This is a genomic window from Brevibacterium litoralis, assembly GCF_040212315.1.
Classification (GTDB): Bacteria; Actinomycetota; Actinomycetes; order Actinomycetales; family Brevibacteriaceae; genus Brevibacterium; species Brevibacterium litoralis.
Genome location: NZ_JBDIUY010000041.1, coordinates 1 through 17,198, shown reverse-complemented (window position 1 = coordinate 17,198; position 17,198 = coordinate 1). Strand labels below are relative to the sequence as shown.

General features: G+C 68.8%; 12 protein-coding genes. 11 read left to right on the top strand and 1 reads right to left on the bottom strand.

Annotated elements, in window-relative coordinates:
- The first annotated feature begins 138 nt into the window (after positions 1-138).
- From AAD496_RS13755 to AAD496_RS13720, 8 genes are all read left to right on the top strand, one after another.
- Positions 139-1,968: an ABC transporter family substrate-binding protein gene (locus AAD496_RS13755; RefSeq protein ID WP_349829403.1), complete on the top strand. Its 1,830-nt coding sequence runs from the start codon at positions 139-141 to the stop codon at positions 1,966-1,968.
- A 133-nt stretch (positions 1,969-2,101) separates the two neighbouring features.
- The gene (locus tag AAD496_RS13750; protein ID WP_349829401.1) at positions 2,102-3,649 is read left to right on the top strand and encodes an ABC transporter permease; all 1,548 of its coding nucleotides are present in this window, start codon (positions 2,102-2,104) and stop codon (positions 3,647-3,649) included.
- Positions 3,649-4,653 (top strand): ABC transporter permease, encoded by a 1,005-nt coding sequence (locus AAD496_RS13745; protein WP_349829400.1) that lies wholly within the window; start codon positions 3,649-3,651, stop codon positions 4,651-4,653. The genes AAD496_RS13750 and AAD496_RS13745 overlap by 1 nt, the downstream gene beginning before the upstream one ends.
- A complete protein-coding gene (locus AAD496_RS13740; protein ID WP_349829398.1) occupies positions 4,650-6,482 on the top strand; it encodes an ABC transporter ATP-binding protein in 1,833 nt (610 codons plus the stop codon). The genes AAD496_RS13745 and AAD496_RS13740 overlap by 4 nt, the downstream gene beginning before the upstream one ends.
- Positions 6,483-6,691: 209 nt before the next feature.
- Complete coding sequence (locus AAD496_RS13735; RefSeq protein WP_349829397.1) at positions 6,692-7,216, top strand: hypothetical protein; 525 nt, start codon at positions 6,692-6,694, stop codon at positions 7,214-7,216.
- A 122-nt stretch (positions 7,217-7,338) separates the two neighbouring features.
- Positions 7,339-9,252 carry a translational GTPase TypA gene (gene typA / locus AAD496_RS13730; RefSeq protein WP_349829396.1) on the top strand — a complete coding sequence of 638 codons (1,914 nt, stop codon included), beginning with the start codon at positions 7,339-7,341 and terminating at the stop codon, positions 9,250-9,252.
- Between the two features lie 14 nt (positions 9,253-9,266).
- Positions 9,267-10,790 (top strand): PIG-L family deacetylase, encoded by a 1,524-nt coding sequence (locus AAD496_RS13725; protein WP_349829394.1) that lies wholly within the window; start codon positions 9,267-9,269, stop codon positions 10,788-10,790.
- A 6-nt stretch (positions 10,791-10,796) separates the two neighbouring features.
- Positions 10,797-12,725 carry a VanW family protein gene (locus AAD496_RS13720; protein ID WP_349829393.1) on the top strand — a complete coding sequence of 643 codons (1,929 nt, stop codon included), beginning with the start codon at positions 10,797-10,799 and terminating at the stop codon, positions 12,723-12,725.
- A gap of 38 nt (positions 12,726-12,763) precedes the next feature.
- Here AAD496_RS13720 and AAD496_RS13715 read toward each other — a convergent pair whose 3' ends face one another.
- Positions 12,764-13,882 (bottom strand): GNAT family N-acetyltransferase, encoded by a 1,119-nt coding sequence (locus AAD496_RS13715; RefSeq protein ID WP_349829392.1) that lies wholly within the window; start codon positions 13,880-13,882, stop codon positions 12,764-12,766.
- A 112-nt stretch (positions 13,883-13,994) separates the two neighbouring features.
- Here AAD496_RS13715 and fdxA point away from each other — a divergent pair, with 112 nt between their 5' ends.
- The 3 genes from fdxA (at position 13,995) to AAD496_RS13700 (ending at position 17,085) form a co-directional block, all read left to right on the top strand.
- Entirely contained in the window at positions 13,995-14,315 is a 321-nt protein-coding gene (gene fdxA, locus AAD496_RS13710) for a ferredoxin (protein ID WP_349829390.1), read from the top strand.
- A gap of 138 nt (positions 14,316-14,453) precedes the next feature.
- On the top strand, positions 14,454-15,569 hold the full coding sequence (gene dapC, locus AAD496_RS13705) for a succinyldiaminopimelate transaminase (RefSeq protein WP_349829389.1): 1,116 nt from the start codon (positions 14,454-14,456) through the stop codon (positions 15,567-15,569).
- Positions 15,570-15,798: 229 nt separating this feature from the next.
- Complete coding sequence (locus tag AAD496_RS13700) at positions 15,799-17,085, top strand: citrate synthase (RefSeq protein WP_349829388.1); 1,287 nt, start codon at positions 15,799-15,801, stop codon at positions 17,083-17,085.
- Positions 17,086-17,198 lie beyond the last annotated feature (113 nt).

Sequence of the window (17,198 nt, the reverse complement as noted above, 5' to 3'; positions counted from 1 at the left end):
GTTCTCCACACGATATCGGGGTGAACTCCGGGCGACACTCCGGTGACGCCCGCACCACGGTGTCGGGTGCGAGCTCAAGCACTTCCCGGATCCGCACCCACCCCACGGGACGGGCCGGAACCACGAACAGGAGCAACTGTGAAGAAGACCTATCTGGCCGCGGGCGCGGGTATCGCCGCCGCCGCGCTGGTCCTGTCCGCCTGCACCCCTCCCGGGTCCGGCGACGAGACGTCCGGTGAAGCCACCGGAGGCGAGTCGAGCGGCGCGAGCACCCTCTACGTCGGGTGGAACGAGCCGTTCCGCTCGATGAACACCCAGACCTCGAACGGCAACGCCGTGGCGAACTCGAACATCACCTACATGATGAACGAGAACTTCGGCTACTACGACGACAACCTCGAGGTGCAGCAGGGTGCCCTCGGTGAGGTCGAGCTCGTCTCCGAGGATCCGCTGCAGGTGAAGTACACCTTCGCCGACACCGCGACCTGGTCCGACGGCACCCCCGTCGACGCCGCCGACCTCGTCTTCCAGTGGGCCTCGATCTCGCAGAACTTCAACACCGTCGAGTCGAACACCGACGACAGCGGTGAACTGCAGGAGAACGACGAGTCGACCGTCTACTTCGATTCCTCGGGTCTCGGCGCCTCGCTCATCAAGGACTTCCCGGAGATCTCCGAGGACCGCTCCGAGGTCACCTTCACCTACTCCGAGCCCTTCGCCGACTGGCGGACCGCTCTGGGCTTCGGTGCCGACGGCGTGGGCGTGCCCGCGCACATCGTCGCCAAGAAGGCCCTCGGCGAGGAGGACGGGGAGGCCGCGAAGCAGGCCGTCCTCGACGCCATCGAGAACGAGGACACCGAGGCGCTCTCGCAGCTCTCGAACGTCTACAACACCGGCTTCGACTTCACGTCGTTCCCGGACGACCCGGACGTCCTCGTCCACAACGGTCCCTACGCGATGACCTCCTTCAACGAGGGACAGGACCTGACCCTCCAGCTGGACGAGAACTACACCGGCCCGACGCAGCCGAGCATCGAGACCGTCACCTTCCGGTACAACGAGGACCCGATGGCCATGGTCCAGGCCGTGGAGAACGGCGAGGTGGACATCACCCAGCCGCAGGCCACCGCCGACGTCCGCACCGCCGCCGAGGCGATCGAGGGCGTGACCGTCTCCACCGGTGACGGCGCCACCTACGAGCACGTCGACCTCACCTTCGACAACAACGGCCCGTTCGACCCCGAGTCCTACGGCGGCGACGAGGAGGCGGCGAACAAGGTCCGCCAGGCCTTCCTCATGACGATCCCGCGCGACCAGATCGTCGAGACGATCATCCAGTCGATCAACCCGGACGCCGGCCTGCGCGACTCGCTCTACGCGACGACGACCGCCCCCAACTACGACGCGATCGTCGAGGGCGTCGGCGGCTACCAGGAGTTCGACGTCGAGGGCGCCAAGGAGCTCCTCGACGAGGTCAAGGCCGACCACGAGATCAAGCCGGTCCGCTTCCTCTACGGTGCCTCGAACGAGCGCCGTGCGCAGACCTCGGCCCTCATCTCCGAGAACGCCACGGAGGCCGGTTTCGAGTTCGTCGACTCCGGTGACGACAACTGGGGTTCGATCCTCGGTAACGGCACCTACGACGCCACCCTCTTCGGCTGGCAGTCGACGACCACCGGTGTGACGAACGCCGATGCGAACTTCCGCAGCGGTGCGCAGAACAACTTCGGTGGGTACTCCAACGAGGAGGTCGACGGTCTGCTCGACGAGCTCATGCTCGAGACCGATCCCGACGCCCAGACCGAGCTGGTCACCGAGATCGAGACCATCCTCAAGGCCGACGGCTTCGGTACCCCGATCTACCAGCACCCCGAGGTCCTCATCTCGAACGACCGTCTCGAGGGCGAGTCCTCGATCACGGTGTCGCCGACGATGTTCTGGAACTACTGGGAGTGGACGCTGGCCTGATCGGTGACGGGCCGGCTCGACCGGCCCCACCGTGACCCGTGCACCACTTCCCTGACACGCCAACGGCGGGGTGTCCCTCCGGGCACCCCGCCGCGGCATGTCCTCATCCCTTCACGAGAAGTCTGGATACCCGATGATCAGATTCCTCCTCCGACGGCTGTTGTCGTCGGCCCTCGTCCTCCTCGTCGTGTCGTTCGCGGTCTACATGCTGTTGGACTTCGCGATGGACTACTTCGAAGACCTCCGGACCTCGACCTCCCCGAACGTCGAGGCCCTCTACGAGGCCCGTATCCGGCTGCTCGATCTAGAAACCCCGGTCCTCCTGCGCTACTTCGGGTGGTTGGGGGGTGCCGCCGGCTGTGTGATCGGACAGTGCGACCTCGGTACCGCCTGGGTGAGCGGCGAGGCCGTCACCTCGATGATCCCCGGCCGGATCGCCAACACGGTCAAGCTCGTCACCGCGGCGACCTTCATCGCCATCCTCCTCGGCATGGCCGTCGGTCTCGTGTCCGCCATCCGGCAGTACAGCGGGTTCGACTACCTCATCACCTTCTTCTCGTTCCTCATGTACTCGCTACCCATCTTCTGGGTCGCGGTGCTGCTCAAGCAGTACGGTGCGATCGAGTTCAACAACTTCCTCCGAGATCCGAGCGTCGGCTGGCCGGCGATCTTCGCCGTGACGATCCTCAGCGCGATCTTCTGGACGCTCGCCTTCGGCGGCGGATGGCGCAAGAAGGGCATCACCTTCGGGACCGCCTTCGTCGTCACCTTCGCGGTGATCTACTGGATCCTCGCGACCGGCTGGATCCAGAACCCGCAGATCGGCATCCTCGGTGTCGCCGTCGTGAGCCTCGCGGCCGCGGTGGTCATCACGTACCTGTCGACGGGTCTGGGCAACCGGCGGGCGCTGTACTCGGCGCTCGCGACGGCCGTGCTCGGCATCGTCATGTGGTACGTCATGCAGTGGGTGTTCTGGTACCTGCAGAACATCATGAACTGGGGCTTCGTCCTCCTGTTCCTCGCCGTGGCGATCGCGCTGGGCATGGGCGTGGGCCTGGCCTTCGGCGGACCCGACAAATGGGCGAACGCCCGGACGGCCGGCTTCGTCGCCGTCGTCTCCTCCTTCATGGTCTTCATCGACCGCGTGTTCCAGGAGTGGACCGCCTACGGGAACTACCCCGGCATCAACGGCCGTCCGATCGCCACGATCGGTGCCTCTCTGCCGAACATCCAGGGCAACTTCTGGTTCCTCCAGCTCGACACATTCACGCACCTGTTGCTGCCGTCGATCGCGCTCATCCTCATCTCCTTCGCGTCCTACACCCGCTACACGCGTGGCTCGATGCTCGAGGTGATGAACCACGACTACATCCGGACGGCACGGGCCAAGGGCCTCAGCGAGCGGACCGTTATCATGCGGCACGCCCTCCGCAACGCGCTCATGCCGCTGGCCTCGATCATCCCCGTCGACATCATCACGATGATCGGTGGCGCGGTGATCACGGAGACGATCTTCGGCTGGAACGGCATGGGCAAGATGTTCATCGACGCGATGAACCGCAACGAACTCGACCCCGTCATGGCGTACATCCTCATCACCGGCATCCTCGCCATCGTGGCGAACCTCGTCGCCGACTTCCTGTACGCCGTGCTCGATCCGCGAATCCGGGTGGCTGACTGATGACCGAGAACACCAAGAACCAGGAGACCGACGGGTCCATCGAGAACAAGGAGGTCGAGGGCCTCTCCCAGGGCACGATCGTCTGGCGGAAGTTCATCCGTCACGCCGGTGCCATGGGTGGCCTCGCCGTCCTCGCCCTCATCGCGCTCCTCGCGGTGACGAGCCAGGGCATCGGACCGATGCCCGGCTGGTGGATCCACGACTTCCGGGCCTCGAACCCGGTCCAGAACGGCGGGGCGCCCACGTGGACGCTCGCCGATCCGACGAACCTGGGCATCCACCCCTTCGGACAGGACGACATCGGGCGTGACAACTTCGCCCGCGTCATGAAGGGCGTGCAGATCTCCCTCATGACGATGTTCATCATCGGCGGTGTCGCCCTCGTCGTCGGCGCCATCGTCGGCGCGATCGCCGGCTACTTCCGCGGCTGGCTCGACACCGTGCTCATGCGCGTGACCGACGGCTTCATCATCCTGCCGACCATCGTCGTCGGCGCGATCCTCGGCAAGCTCGTGGGCGGTGTCGGTGGCGCCGCCCTCGGCCTGGCGCTCGGCCTCATCCTGTGGACGGGTCTCGCCCGTCTGGTCCGCGGTGAGTTCCTGGCCCTGCGCGAACGTGAGTTCGTCGACGCGGCCCGCGTGGCGGGTGCCAGCGACTTCCGGATCATGTTCAACCACATGATGCCCAACGCCATCGGCGTCATCATCGTGAACACGACGCTGCTCATGAGCCAGGCGATCGTCCTCGAGACGGCCCTGTCCTTCCTGGGCTTCGGCATCACCCCGCCGGACGTCTCGCTCGGGTCGCTCATCAACGAGTACCAGAGCGCCTTCTCGACCCGTCCCTGGCTGTTCTGGTGGCCGGGCCTGTGCATCATCGTCATCGCCCTGTGTGTGAACTTCATCGGTGACGGTCTGCGTGACGCCTTCGACCCGCGTCAGAAGAAGATCCCCTCGGCCCGCCAGATGGAGCGCGCCGCGAAGAAGAAGGAGGCCGCCAAGTGAGCCCTGAGAACACGACCGGCACCACCGGCGGATCCGGGCAGGATTCCGCGGCCTCCCTCCTCGAGGTGAAGGACCTGGGCGTCGACTTCTGGGTCGGCGGCGAGTGGTTCACCGCCGCCGAGAAGCTGAACTACACCGTGAAGGCGGGCCAGACGCTCGCCATCGTCGGTGAGTCCGGCTCCGGCAAGTCGCAGTCGTCCATGTCCCTGCTCGGACTGTTGCCGCGCAACGGCCGGGCCTCGGGTTCGGCACGGATCAACGGCAAGGAACTCATCGGGGCCTCCGAGGCGGACCTGCAGCGCATCCGCGGTGGCGACATCTCGGTGATCTTCCAGGAGCCGATGACGGCGCTCAATCCCGTCTACACCGTCGGGTACCAGATCGTCGAGACCCTGCGGGTCCACGAGGACATCGGTCCGGCCGAGGCGAAGGAACGGGCGCTCGATCTCATGCGGCTCGTCGAGATCCCGGAGCCGGAGGCCCGCTTCGACTCCTTCCCGCACCAGCTCTCCGGTGGTCAGCGCCAGCGCATCATGATCGCCCAGGCGGTCGCGTGCAATCCGACCCTGCTCGTCGCCGACGAGCCGACCACGGCCCTCGACGTCACCGTTCAGGCGGAGATCCTCAAGCTCATGCGCAGCCTGCAGGAGAAGTCCGGGACAGGCGTCATCCTCATCACGCACGACATGGGTGTGGTCGCCGACATGGCCGACTTCATCATCGTCATGCGCAAGGGTCAGGTCGTCGAGACCGGGACGGCCGAGGAGATCTTCGGTGCCCCGCAGCACGAGTACACGAAGACGCTGTTGGACTCGGTGCCCCACCTCGGTGAGGGCGTCGAGGGCGGAGCGCTCTCGGGGATCGACCTCGAGGAGGTCGCTTCGTCCTTGGCCGCGAGTGATCGGGAGAAGGCCGGGTCCGCCGCGATCTCCCTGGAGTCGACGGAGACGATCTACCACCCCGGTGCCGACCCGGAATCGACCGAGAACCCGGCGCTCCGTCTGGCCGGCGCCTCGATCGAGTACCCGGCCCAGGGGCGGAAGAAGGCCTTCCGCGCCGCCCACTCGATCGATCTGACGATCGGTGAGGGCGAGGTCGTCGGCCTCGTCGGTGAGTCCGGCTCCGGCAAGACGACGATCGGGCGGGCGGCCATCGGCCTGCTGCCCGTCGTCGAAGGCGCCATGGAGGTCGTCGGCAGGGACCTCGCGAAGCTCACGAAGAAGGAACTGCGGGAGCACCGCAAGCAGGTGGGGATCGTCTTCCAGGACCCGGGCTCCTCGCTCAATCCCCGGTTCCCGGTGGGCGAGTCGATCGGCGAGCCGCTGTTCCTCCACGAGGGCCTCAAGGGTGCCGCACTGTCCCAGCGCGTCGAGTCGCTGCTCGACGACGTGGAACTGCCGCGGTCCATGCGCAACCGTTACCCGCACGAGCTCTCGGGCGGTCAGCGTCAGCGCATCGGCATCGCCCGGGCACTCGCCCTCCAGCCCAAGCTGCTGGTCGCGGACGAGCCGACCTCGGCTCTCGACGTGTCCGTCCAGGCGCGTGTGCTCGAGCTCTTCCAGGAACTCCAGCGCGAACGCGGCTTCGCCTGCCTGTTCATCTCCCACGACCTCGCGGTCGTCGAGATGCTCTCCAGCCGGATCGCCGTCATGCGTCACGGGCACCTCGTCGAGGTGGGTCCGTCCTCGGACGTCGTCGCCGGGCCCCGTCACCCCTACACACAGCGTCTGCTCGCGGCCGTGCCGGTTCCGGACCCCGCCGAACAGCGCCGTCGCCGCGAGGCCCGCGACACGCTCATGTCCGCGACCTCGGAGGACACCCACGTGTGAGTCACGCCTGCACCTCGTGTCCGGTATCCGTGTGACCTGCACGGACACCCGTGTTCCGGGACCGATACGTCGCCCGCTCTCCTCCGGAGGGCGGGCGACGTAGTTTCGTCTGCAAGACCCGCCGGACCGTCCCCCAGGAGCCACCCGTGCCGCCGACCCCACACGCCGTCCCGACCCCGTCCGCTGTCCCGACCCCACACGCAGTACCGATGCCACACGCTGTACCAATACCTCTGCCGCCGCACCTGCGGATCGTCACCGTCCGCGGCCTCGCCGCCGTCCTCACGACGACGGTCCTCGCGACGCTGTCCCTCGTGGCCGTCGTCGTCACTTTCGCCGGCCACGTGCTCGCCGCCGACGCCGGGGGGCCGGTGACGACCGCGGTGCTCGCGTCCGCCTCGGTCCTCGGGTGGGTCGTGGCCCTCGGGGTGGGGATCGCGCTCGGCACGCCGGTCCTGCTCGCCCGCCTCCGCGTCGCCGGGACCGGCCGGTCCGCTCCCACCCCCGCGGACGAGGCACCCCGCACCTCCCGTGCCTCCGTGCAGGGCGCCTCGGGAGCGGGGGACGGTGCGCGCCGCCCACCCCTGCGTCTCGTGTCGGGCCCGACGGGAGTGCCGGCGCCGTGCACGGTGCCAGGGTCGCCCCCGCGGTTGCCCGACGAGAACCTGCGTCCGGTGCGCTCCGACGACCGGTTCGCACCGACCGGGCGGAAGGTGTCGCTGGGCGCCGGGTGACCGCGCACACGCCGAATGGGGTTGCCCCCGGTTCCCTCCTATACTGGATCTCCGGAGTACCGGTGCGCCTCGAGGAGGGGTGGAGCCGGACGGAACCCCTTCTTCCACGCGACAGGAACCCGATGACAGACAACATCCAGCGCCGTGCCGATCGCCGCAACGTGGCGATCGTCGCCCACGTCGACCACGGCAAGACCACCCTCGTCGACGCCATGCTCAAGCAGACGGGCGTGTTCGGCGACCACGGGGAGGCCCAGGACCGGGTCATGGACTCCGGTGACCTGGAGCGCGAGAAGGGCATCACGATCCTCGCGAAGAACACCTCGGTGCTCTACGACGGACCCTCGACGACCGACGGCCCCATCGTCATCAACGTGATCGACACCCCGGGCCACGCCGACTTCGGTGGCGAGGTCGAGCGCGGCCTGTCGATGGTCGACGGTGTCGTCCTGCTCGTCGACGCCTCCGAGGGCCCGCTGCCGCAGACCCGCTTCGTGCTGCGCAAGGCACTGGCCGCCGGTCTGCCCATCATCCTCGTGATCAACAAGACGGACCGTCCCGACGCCCGGATCGACGGCGTCATCGAGGACACCGAGGACCTCTTCATGGGCCTCGCCTCCGACCTGTCCGAGGAGATCCCGGAACTCGACGTCGACGCAGTGCTCGACATCCCCACGGTGTTCGCCGCCGCCAAGGTCGGCAAGGCCTCGCTCACGCAGCCCGCCGACGGCGAGGTGCCCGACAGCGAGGGACTCGAGCCCCTGTTCAAGACGATCCTCGAGACGATCCCGGCGCCGGAGATCACCGAGGACGGCGTCCTCCAGGCCCACGTGACGAACCTCGACGCCTCGCCGTTCCTCGGTCGTCTGGCGCTCCTGCGCATCTTCGGCGGCACGCTGAAGAAGGGTCAGCAGGTCGGCTGGATCCACGAGGGCGGCGACGTGAAGCCGGTGAAGATCACCGAGCTGTTGGAGACCCAGGGTCTCGAGCGCGTGCCCGCCGAGACCGCGTCCGCCGGTGACATCGTGGCGATCGCCGGGATCCCGGACGTCATGATCGGTGACACGATCACCGACGTGGAGGACCCGCGGCCGCTGCCGGTCATCACCGTCGACGACCCCGCGATCTCGATGACGCTCGGTATCAACACCTCGCCGCTCGCCGGCCGGGAGAAGAACACGAAGGTCACCGCCCGCATGGTGAAGGACCGTCTCGACCAGGAGCTCGTGGGCAACGTGTCCATCAAGGTCCTGCCGACCGAGCGTCCCGACGCCTGGGAGGTCCAGGCCCGCGGCGAGCTCGCCCTGTCGGTCCTCGTCGAGCAGATGCGTCGTGAGGGCTTCGAGCTCACCGTCGGCAAGCCGCAGGTCGTCACCAAGGACATCGACGGCAAACTCCACGAGCCGCTCGACCACATGACGATCGACGTGCCGGAGGAGCACCTGGGAGCGGTCACGCAGCTCATGGCCTCCCGCAAGGGCGTCATGGAGACGATGTCCAACCACGGCACCGGTTGGGTGCGCATGGAGTTCAAGGTCCCCTCGCGCGGCCTCATCGGCTTCCGCACCCGGTTCCTCACCGAGACCCGCGGCACCGGTATCGCCAACTCCATCTCCGCCGGACACACCCCGTGGGCCGGTGAGATCGAGCTGCGCACCAACGGATCGATGGTCTCCGACCGCGCCGGCGTCGTCACCCCCTACGCGATGATCAACCTGCAGGAGCGCGGCTCCTTCTTCGTGGAGCCCACCTCGGAGGTCTACGAGGGCCAGGTCGTCGGTGAGAACTCGCGCGCCGACGACATGGACATCAACATCACGAAGGAGAAGAAGCTCACGAACATGCGTTCGGCCTCGGCGGACTCCTTCGAGAACCTCACCCCGCCGCGCAAGCTCACCCTCGAAGAGAGCCTGGAGTTCGCGAACGAGGACGAGTGCGTCGAGGTGACCCCGGGTCACGTGCGCATCCGCAAGGTGATCCTCGACTCGAAGGAACGTCTCAAGGCCGCGAACGCCAAGCGTCGCCAGAACGGCTGAGTCGCCCACACCCCATGTCCGCCTCCTCCCGATCCCCCCGCCCCGACGGGCAGACACCGCACGTCCTGTTCGTCCACGCCCACCCGGACGACGAGACGATCACGACCGGTGGCACGATGGCCGCGCTCGTCTCCGCGGGTGCACGGGTGACCCTGCTCACCTGCACCCGCGGCGAGGGCGGTGAGGTGATCGGCGAGGCACTCGCCCACCTCGAAGGGGACCGGGAGGCCCTGGCGGCCCATCGCGAGGGCGAACTTGCCCGCGCGATGGAGATTCTCGGCGTCACCGATCACCGGTTCCTCGGGGACGGAACGGCCGGGGGAGCGACCGGTGGGCTGCACGCCCGCCGCTTCGAGGACTCGGGCATGGAATGGGGCCCCGACGGGCACGCCCGGGCCGCCTCGGACATGCCGGCGGCCGCCCTGTGCGCCGTCGACGCCGAGGTGCCCGCCGGCTACGTCCGGCAGGTCCTCGAGGAACTCCACCCCGACCTCGTCATCACCTATGCCGAGGGCGGTGGCTACGGTCACCCGGACCACGTCCGGGTCCACGAGGCGACGACGCTCGCGGCCCTCCAGTACCGGGCCGCCCACGGGTCCTTCCGTCCCGGTCTGCTCTACGTCGACACCCCGGTCGAGGTCGCGCGAGCGGCCTTCGACCCGGGGCAGCCCGGCTTCGACCTCACGGGCTTCGACCCGGTCGACAAGCTCCCGACGGTCGCGGCCACCGCGCCGCTCGCCGTCGCCCAGGACGTCGACGCCCAGTTGGGTGCCAAGTCGCTGGCGATGGCCGCCCACGCCACCCAGATCACCGTCTCCGGCCACTTCTTCGCCCTGTCCAACGGGGTCGGCCAGCGGATCCTCGACACCGAGTACTTCACGGATGCCGGGTACCCCGGTCCCGACGCCGCGTCCTACGCGCCGGCCGGGTCCGTCCTCGCGGCGATCCCGCCCGCGGTGGACGCCCCCGGTGCGGGGACCGGCGCCTCCGAGGCGCCCGTCGTGGGGAGTGCCCTCGCCGCGACGGACACCGGAGGCGGTGCCATCGGACGTGAGGGCGCCTCGGGAGCGGGGCGCCCTGTCGTCACGGATGCGCCCGGGGAGACCGGGACGGCACCCCGGGACGGCGCCCGGCAGGAGACCGCGCGGACCCGGCTGGGGATCAGCGGGGGGATCCACGTGGGTCTCGTCGTCCTCCTCGTCGGCGTGCTCGGTTCGCTCCAGCACATGAATGCCTCCGTGTGGATGCGCGGGGACACCGGGTCCGTCGTGCCCTGGGGCCTGGGCCTGGCCGTGGCGATGACCGCGGCCGCGCTGTGGCACCTGGCGACCATGTACCGGTCCGCCCGGGCGGTCGTGATCGCAGGTGCGCTCGTCTCCGGGATCGCCTTCCTCCTCGGCCAACCCTGGCTGCTGCCCGGCGCCGACTACCTCGTGACCGGTACGTGGCGGAGCATGGTGTGGATGTTCTCACCCGTCGTCCTCGGGTTCGTGTTCACCCTGGTGCTGCCCTCGCTACGACCGGGAGCGCGGGAGTAGGCGCACGTGGCCGCAGGCGACGACAGCTCGCGGAAGAAGACCGGGTCCTCACGGGCGCGGTCGGGGACCTCCGGGTCGAAGACGAGCGCTCCGAAGAAGAGTGGATCCAGGCGGACCGCGCCGAAGAAGAGCACGGTTCCGCAGAGGACCGCTCCGAAGAAGAACGCGGGGGAGAAGAGCTCCTCCCGGCGGAAAGTCCTGTGGTGGACCGGCGGCGGGGTCGTCGTGCTCGCCGGTGCCTATGTCGGCGCAGCCGCCCTGCTCGGGGGTACCGCACCCGCCGACGCGACGATCGACGGGATCGACATCGGCGGGCAGGACCCGCAGGCGGTCCGCCAGACGGTCGAGACGCTCCTGGTCGACGACCGGGCGGCGGCTCCGGTCGACCTCGTGGCGGACCCGGGCTCGGACGACCCCGACCTCCCGGAGACGCCGCCCACCGTCACCCTCGATCCGGCGGAGGTGGGCCTGGGCATCGACGTCGAGGCGACCGTCGACCGGACCGTCGGGTTCTCCCTGTGGCCGGCGGATCTCTGGCACCGGCTCACCGGTGACCATGCCTATTCCGCCGTGCTCGAGGTCGACGACGCGGCGCTCGATCCCGCCCTCGACCAGGCCGTCGCGGATCTCGCCGTCGCGCCCGTGGACGCCGGGCTCACGATCGAGGATGGGACCGCACAGGTGGGGCCCGCGACGACCGGCCTGGAGCTCGACCCCGCCACCCTCCGCGGGTCCCTGCTCGACGAGTGGCCGCTCGCGGACCCCGACCAGGCCGCCCACGTCCCGGCCGACACCGCCGTCCCGACCGTCACGACCGCCGAGGCGCGGGCGGTCGAGGAGGATCTGGCCACCCCGGCACTGGCGGAGGCGATCCCGGTGACGACGGCCGAGGGCGAGGACGGGGCCGGTGCGGACGTGGCCGGTGCACAGGCCGCGCTGGACCCGGCCGTGCTCGCCGACCACCTCACCTTCGAGGTCGACGAATCCGGTGACCTCGTGCCCGTCGTCGACGCACTCGAACTCAAGATCGCGCTCGTCGAGGAGTACCCGGACCTCGTCCGTGAGCCGGAGGACGCCGGATTCTCCTTCTCCGGGGACCGCCGCAGCGCCGAGGTCGTCCCGGCGACACCCGGGGCGACCATCGACTCCCGGGAGCTGGCCGCCGGGGTGGTCGACGTGATGGGCCGCTCCGGGGAGGACCGCGCGCTCACGCTCGAACTCGACGCCTGGGAACCGGAGCTCACGACCGAGGAGGCCGAGGCGATCGACCGCGACGAGATCGTCTCCGAGTTCTCCACGCCCTACACCCCGACGGCCGGGCGGGACACCAACCTGCGGGTCGGCAGCGAGAACGTGTCCGGCACCGTCGTCATGCCCGGCGAGACCTTCAGCCTCAACGAGACGCTCGGACAGCGCACGGCGGCCAACGGGTACGCGCGGGCCGGGGTGATCCTCAACGGGGAGTACGCCCAGGACTACGGCGGGGGAGTGTCACAGGTGTCGACCACCCTGTTCAACGCCGCCTACTTCGCCGGTCTGCAACTCGACGAGCACCGGGCCCACTCCCGGTGGATCAACCGGTACCCGGAGGGCCGCGAGACGACCCTCGACTGGCACACCATCGACCTGAAGTTCACGAACGACTCGGAGAACCCGATCGTCCTCGACATGTGGCTGTCGGGCAATCAGGTGCACGCCCGGACCTGGGGCGTGAAGACGGTGGACGTGATGTCCTCGACCTCCGACCGGTTCCGCTACATCGCTCCGGGCTCGGAGACACAGAGCGGTCCGGACTGCACCCCGCAGTCGCCGGAGAACGGGTGGTCGATCACGGTGTACCGGACGATCCGGGACCACGGGAACGGCAGCGTGCTCGCCGAGGACCAATTCACGACCACGTACCTGCCGGTGAAAGAGGTCCGCTGCGAAGACTGAGCTCGATGCCGCCCCGGCCTGACGGTGCGGGAGCGCCGTCAGGCCTTCACGACGGCGTGCCAGTAGCGGTGATGTTCGGAGAAGCCGAGGGAGGTCATGAGGCCGAGGGACGCCTCGTTGGTGGCCTCGACCTGGACGAGGGCCGAGCGGACCCCGCGGACGGAGGCGCCGGCGGCCGCGGCGCGGACGAGGGCGCGGCCGGCGCCTCGGCGGCGCACACCCGGGGCGACGACGAGATCCGAGATGACGGCCCACTTCTGGGAGACCGCCAGGCGGACGACGCCCACGAGTGTCTTCGACCCGTCGGGATGGCGGGCGACGGCGGAGAAGAACCGGTGGGACTCCGGGCCGGTCACGAGGGTGCGGAACCCCTCGTGCCCGGCGGATCCCTCCGGGTGGCCCCATGCCTCGAAGTGGAGGGCGTGCGGTTCTTCGTGCTCGACGATCTCCAGGCCGGGAAGGGCGGCCTCGGAAGGCCGGTCGGCACCGGCGGAGACCTCGCGGGTCGCCGCGGTGAGGACGAGGGTCGGCCTCGAGGGGACGAGCCCGGCGTCCCGGAAGTGACCGGCGACGGCGGCGCAGGCCGGGGCGAGGTCCTGGGTCCCGGCGGCGGAGTGGACGAGGAAGGCCGGCTTCTGCCCACGCTCGGTGAACCAGGCGGTGACGAGGTCGAGGGCCTGCTGCGGGGGCATACCCGGGTCGCCGAGAGGCAGGGCGGAGTTGGCCCGGTGCGTGACACCGCCGTTCGCCCGCAACAACCAGCCCGACTGCACGAGGTCCCGGTCGTCCTCCCGGGCCTCGGCCCGCAGGTTGTCCGCGTTGAGCCAGGTGGTGTCGGCCGGCAGCCAGGTGTTCGCGGCGATCCGCTGGAGGTCCTCGGCGCTCACGATCCGGTGGAGGGGACCGGCCTTCGTGGGGGCCGGAGGGAGCTCGTGGACGAGCTGGACCGTCGACAGGTCGATCGTCACCGGGCCCCGCTTGGTCGTCACGGTGACCGTGTCCGCGCCCGCCTCGACGACGGTGCCCAGCGCGTCGGTCGGGGTCCCGCCCTCGGTGTAGCGGACGACCACCCGGGTGCCGACCACGGGGACCCGGGGAGTGTCGACCGGGGCCCCCTCCTGCGTGGCGGGGGACGACGCGGGATCCTGTGACGGCATGTGACCTCTTCGATGACGACTGCGTACGCGTGGATTCTAGTCGGGGGTAGGCTGGTGACGTACCGAGCGGACGGTTCCGTTCCCATTCCCCGCCGTCACCTGAGGAGACTCCGTGACCTACGTCATCGCCCAGCCCTGTGTGGACCTGAAGGACAAGGCCTGCATCGACGAGTGCCCGGTGGATTGCATCTACGAGGGTGAACGCTCCCTCTACATCCATCCGGACGAGTGTGTGGACTGCGGTGCCTGCGAACCGGTCTGCCCCGTCGAGGCGATCTACTACGAGGACGACCTGCCCGAGGAGTGGAACGACTACTACAAGGCGAACGTCGAGTTCTTCGACGACCTCGGTTCGCCCGGTGGTGCCGCCAAGATGGGCAACACCGGCACCGATCACCCCTTCATCAAGGGTCTGCCGCCGCAGAACAACTGATCCACGCTCCCGAGGCGCCCTGATCCGATCCCCGACGCAGATCGGTTCCTGGTGCCCGGTGCTCGCACACGAGGCGCCCTGCACTTCCGATGAGAAGTGCAGGGCGCCTCGGCGTCGTCCCGGCGTAGTGTGGGGCACGTGAACGACTACGGACTAGATCTCCCCGACTACCCCTGGGACGCCCTCGCCCCCTCCCGTGCGCGGGCGGCCGAGCACCCCGGTGGTGTGGGGGACCTGTCGATCGGCACGTCGGTCGACCCGACGCCGCAGGTCGTGCAGGCGGCCCTCGCCGCCGGCGCCGACTCCCACGGCTACCCGACGACCACCGGGACACCGGAACTGCGCCAGGCGATCGCCGACTGGTACGCCACGTGGCGTGGCGTCACCGTGGACCCGGCCACGCAGGTGCTGCCGACCGTCGGGTCGAAGGAGCTCGTCGCCTGGCTGCCCACGCTCCTGGGCCTGCGGCAGCGGGGTCTGCGGATCGCCGCACCGGCCGCGGCCTACCCGACCTACGAGATGGGCGCGACGCTCGCGGGAGTGGACGCCGTGCGTCTGGACGCCGCGGACATGGCCGCCGGTGCCTCCCTGGAGGGGATCGGGCTCGTGTGGCTCAACTCGCCGGGCAACCCGACCGGTGCGGTCCTGTCCCGGGAGGAGCTCGCCGCCGTGGTGGCCCGGACCCGTGAGGCCGGTGTCGTGCTGGCCTCGGACGAGTGCTACGCATTGCTCAACTGGGACGGCGAGGAGGCCGTGCCCTCGATCCTCGACCCCGCGGTGGCCGGTGACTCCCATGACGGGCTGCTCTCCGTCTACTCGCTGTCCAAGCAGTCGAATCTCGCCGGGTACCGAGCCTCGTGGGTGGCGGGCGATTCCGATCTGGTGGGAAATCTCACCACCTCGCGCAAGCACGCCGGCATGATCGTGCCCGGTCCCGTCCAGACCGCGATGATCGCAGCACTGACCGACACCGCGCACGTCGTGGCGCAGAAGGAGATCTACCGGCGCCGGCGGGAGACCCTCGCTAAGGCCGTGGAGTCGTTCGGACTGCGGATCGACCACTCGGTCGCCGGACTCTACCTGTGGGCCACCCGCGACGAGGACTGCTGGGAGACGATCGGTGCCCTGGCGGACCACGGGATCATCGCCGGACCCGGCATCTTCTACGGCGAGGCCGGCGCCCGTCACGTGCGGATCGCCCTGACCGCGAGCGACGAGCGGATCGACGAGGCGGCTAGGCGTCTCACGGCCTGAGATCCCGGAACAGGCCCCGCGACCCCTGTCACCAGCGAGGACGCCGGCGTCCCTCACCGGTGGCAGGGGCCCGGTGTGCCCCGGGTCACCTGCCGGACAGGTGCGTCCGATAGGGTTCTGTGCCGTTCGGCCGATTTCGGATCGCTCCGGGGCTACCGGTAAAGTCCGAGGCGACTGTCAATCAGCACTCAGGTTTTTTGTGCCCGAGGAACGAAGCAGAGGAGTAAACATGGCAGAGGATGCAGTTCTGCGCGTCGACGGCACCGAGGTCCCCCTCGGCGCGGTCCCGGCCACGGAAGGCACGGAAGGTCTGCAGATCAAGACCCTCCTCAAGGACACCGGGAAGGTCACGTTCGACCCGGGCTTCGGCAACACGGCATCCACGACCTCGGACATCACCTTCATCGACGGCGACGAGGGCATCCTCCGGTACCGCGGTTACGGGATCGAGGAGCTCACGGAGAAGTCCACGTTCACGGAGGTCGCCTACCTGGTGATCCACGGTGAACTGCCCACGCAGGACCAGCTGTCGGCCTTCGAGGAGAAGCTGAGCCGGCACACCATCGTGAAGACCGACATGCGTCGGTTCTTCGACGCGTTCCCCTACGACGCGCACCCCATGCCGATGATCGCCGCGTCGATCAACGCGATGTCGACGTTCTACCAGGACTCGCTCGACCCCTCGGAAGACGACCAGGTCGAGATGTCCACCATCCGTCTACTCGCCAAGATGCCGATGATCGCCGCCCTGGCGCACCGGAAGATGACGGGCATGCCGGTCGTCTACCCGGACAACAAGATCGGTCTCGTCGAGAACTTCATGCGTCTGAACTTCGGCTTCCCGGCCGAGGAGTACGAGCTCGATCCGCTGCTCGTCAAGGCCATGGACCAGCTGCTCATCCTCCACGCCGACCACGAGCAGAACTGCTCGACGTCCACCGTGCGCCTGGTGGGCTCCTCGCAGGCGAACCTGTACCAGTCGGTCGCCGCCGGCGTGAACGCCCTGTCCGGTCCGCTGCACGGTGGTGCGAACTCCGCCGTCCTCGACATGCTCGACAACCTCATCGAGTCGGGCATGACGCCGCAGCAGTTCATGGACAAGGTGAAGAACAAGGAGGACGGTGTCCGCCTCATGGGCTTCGGACACCGTGTCTACAAGAACTACGACCCGCGCGCGTCGATCATCAAGCAGACCGCGCACGACATCCTCGACAAGCTCGGTGCCGCCGACGAGCGCCTGGAGCTCGCCCGCGAGCTCGAGGAGATCGCCCTGGCCGACGACTACTTCGTCGAGCGCAAGCTATACCCGAACGTCGACTTCTACACGGGCCTCATCTACAAGGCGATGGGCTTCCCGACCGAGATGTTCACGGTGCTCTTCGCCGTCGGTCGCCTGCCCGGCTGGATCGCGCAGTGGCGCGAGATGGTCAAGGACCCGCAGACGAAGATCGGCCGCCCGCGCCAGATCTACACCGGCTCGGGCCTGCGGTCCTACGTGCCGATGTCGGAGCGCTGAGCCGCAGAAGTTCAGACGCGCCATGTGGTGTGGCCGCATTATTTCCTCGAATAGTGCGGCCACACCACATAGCACGTCCAGGTCCTCCGACGACGAGGCGCCCTGCACTTCCG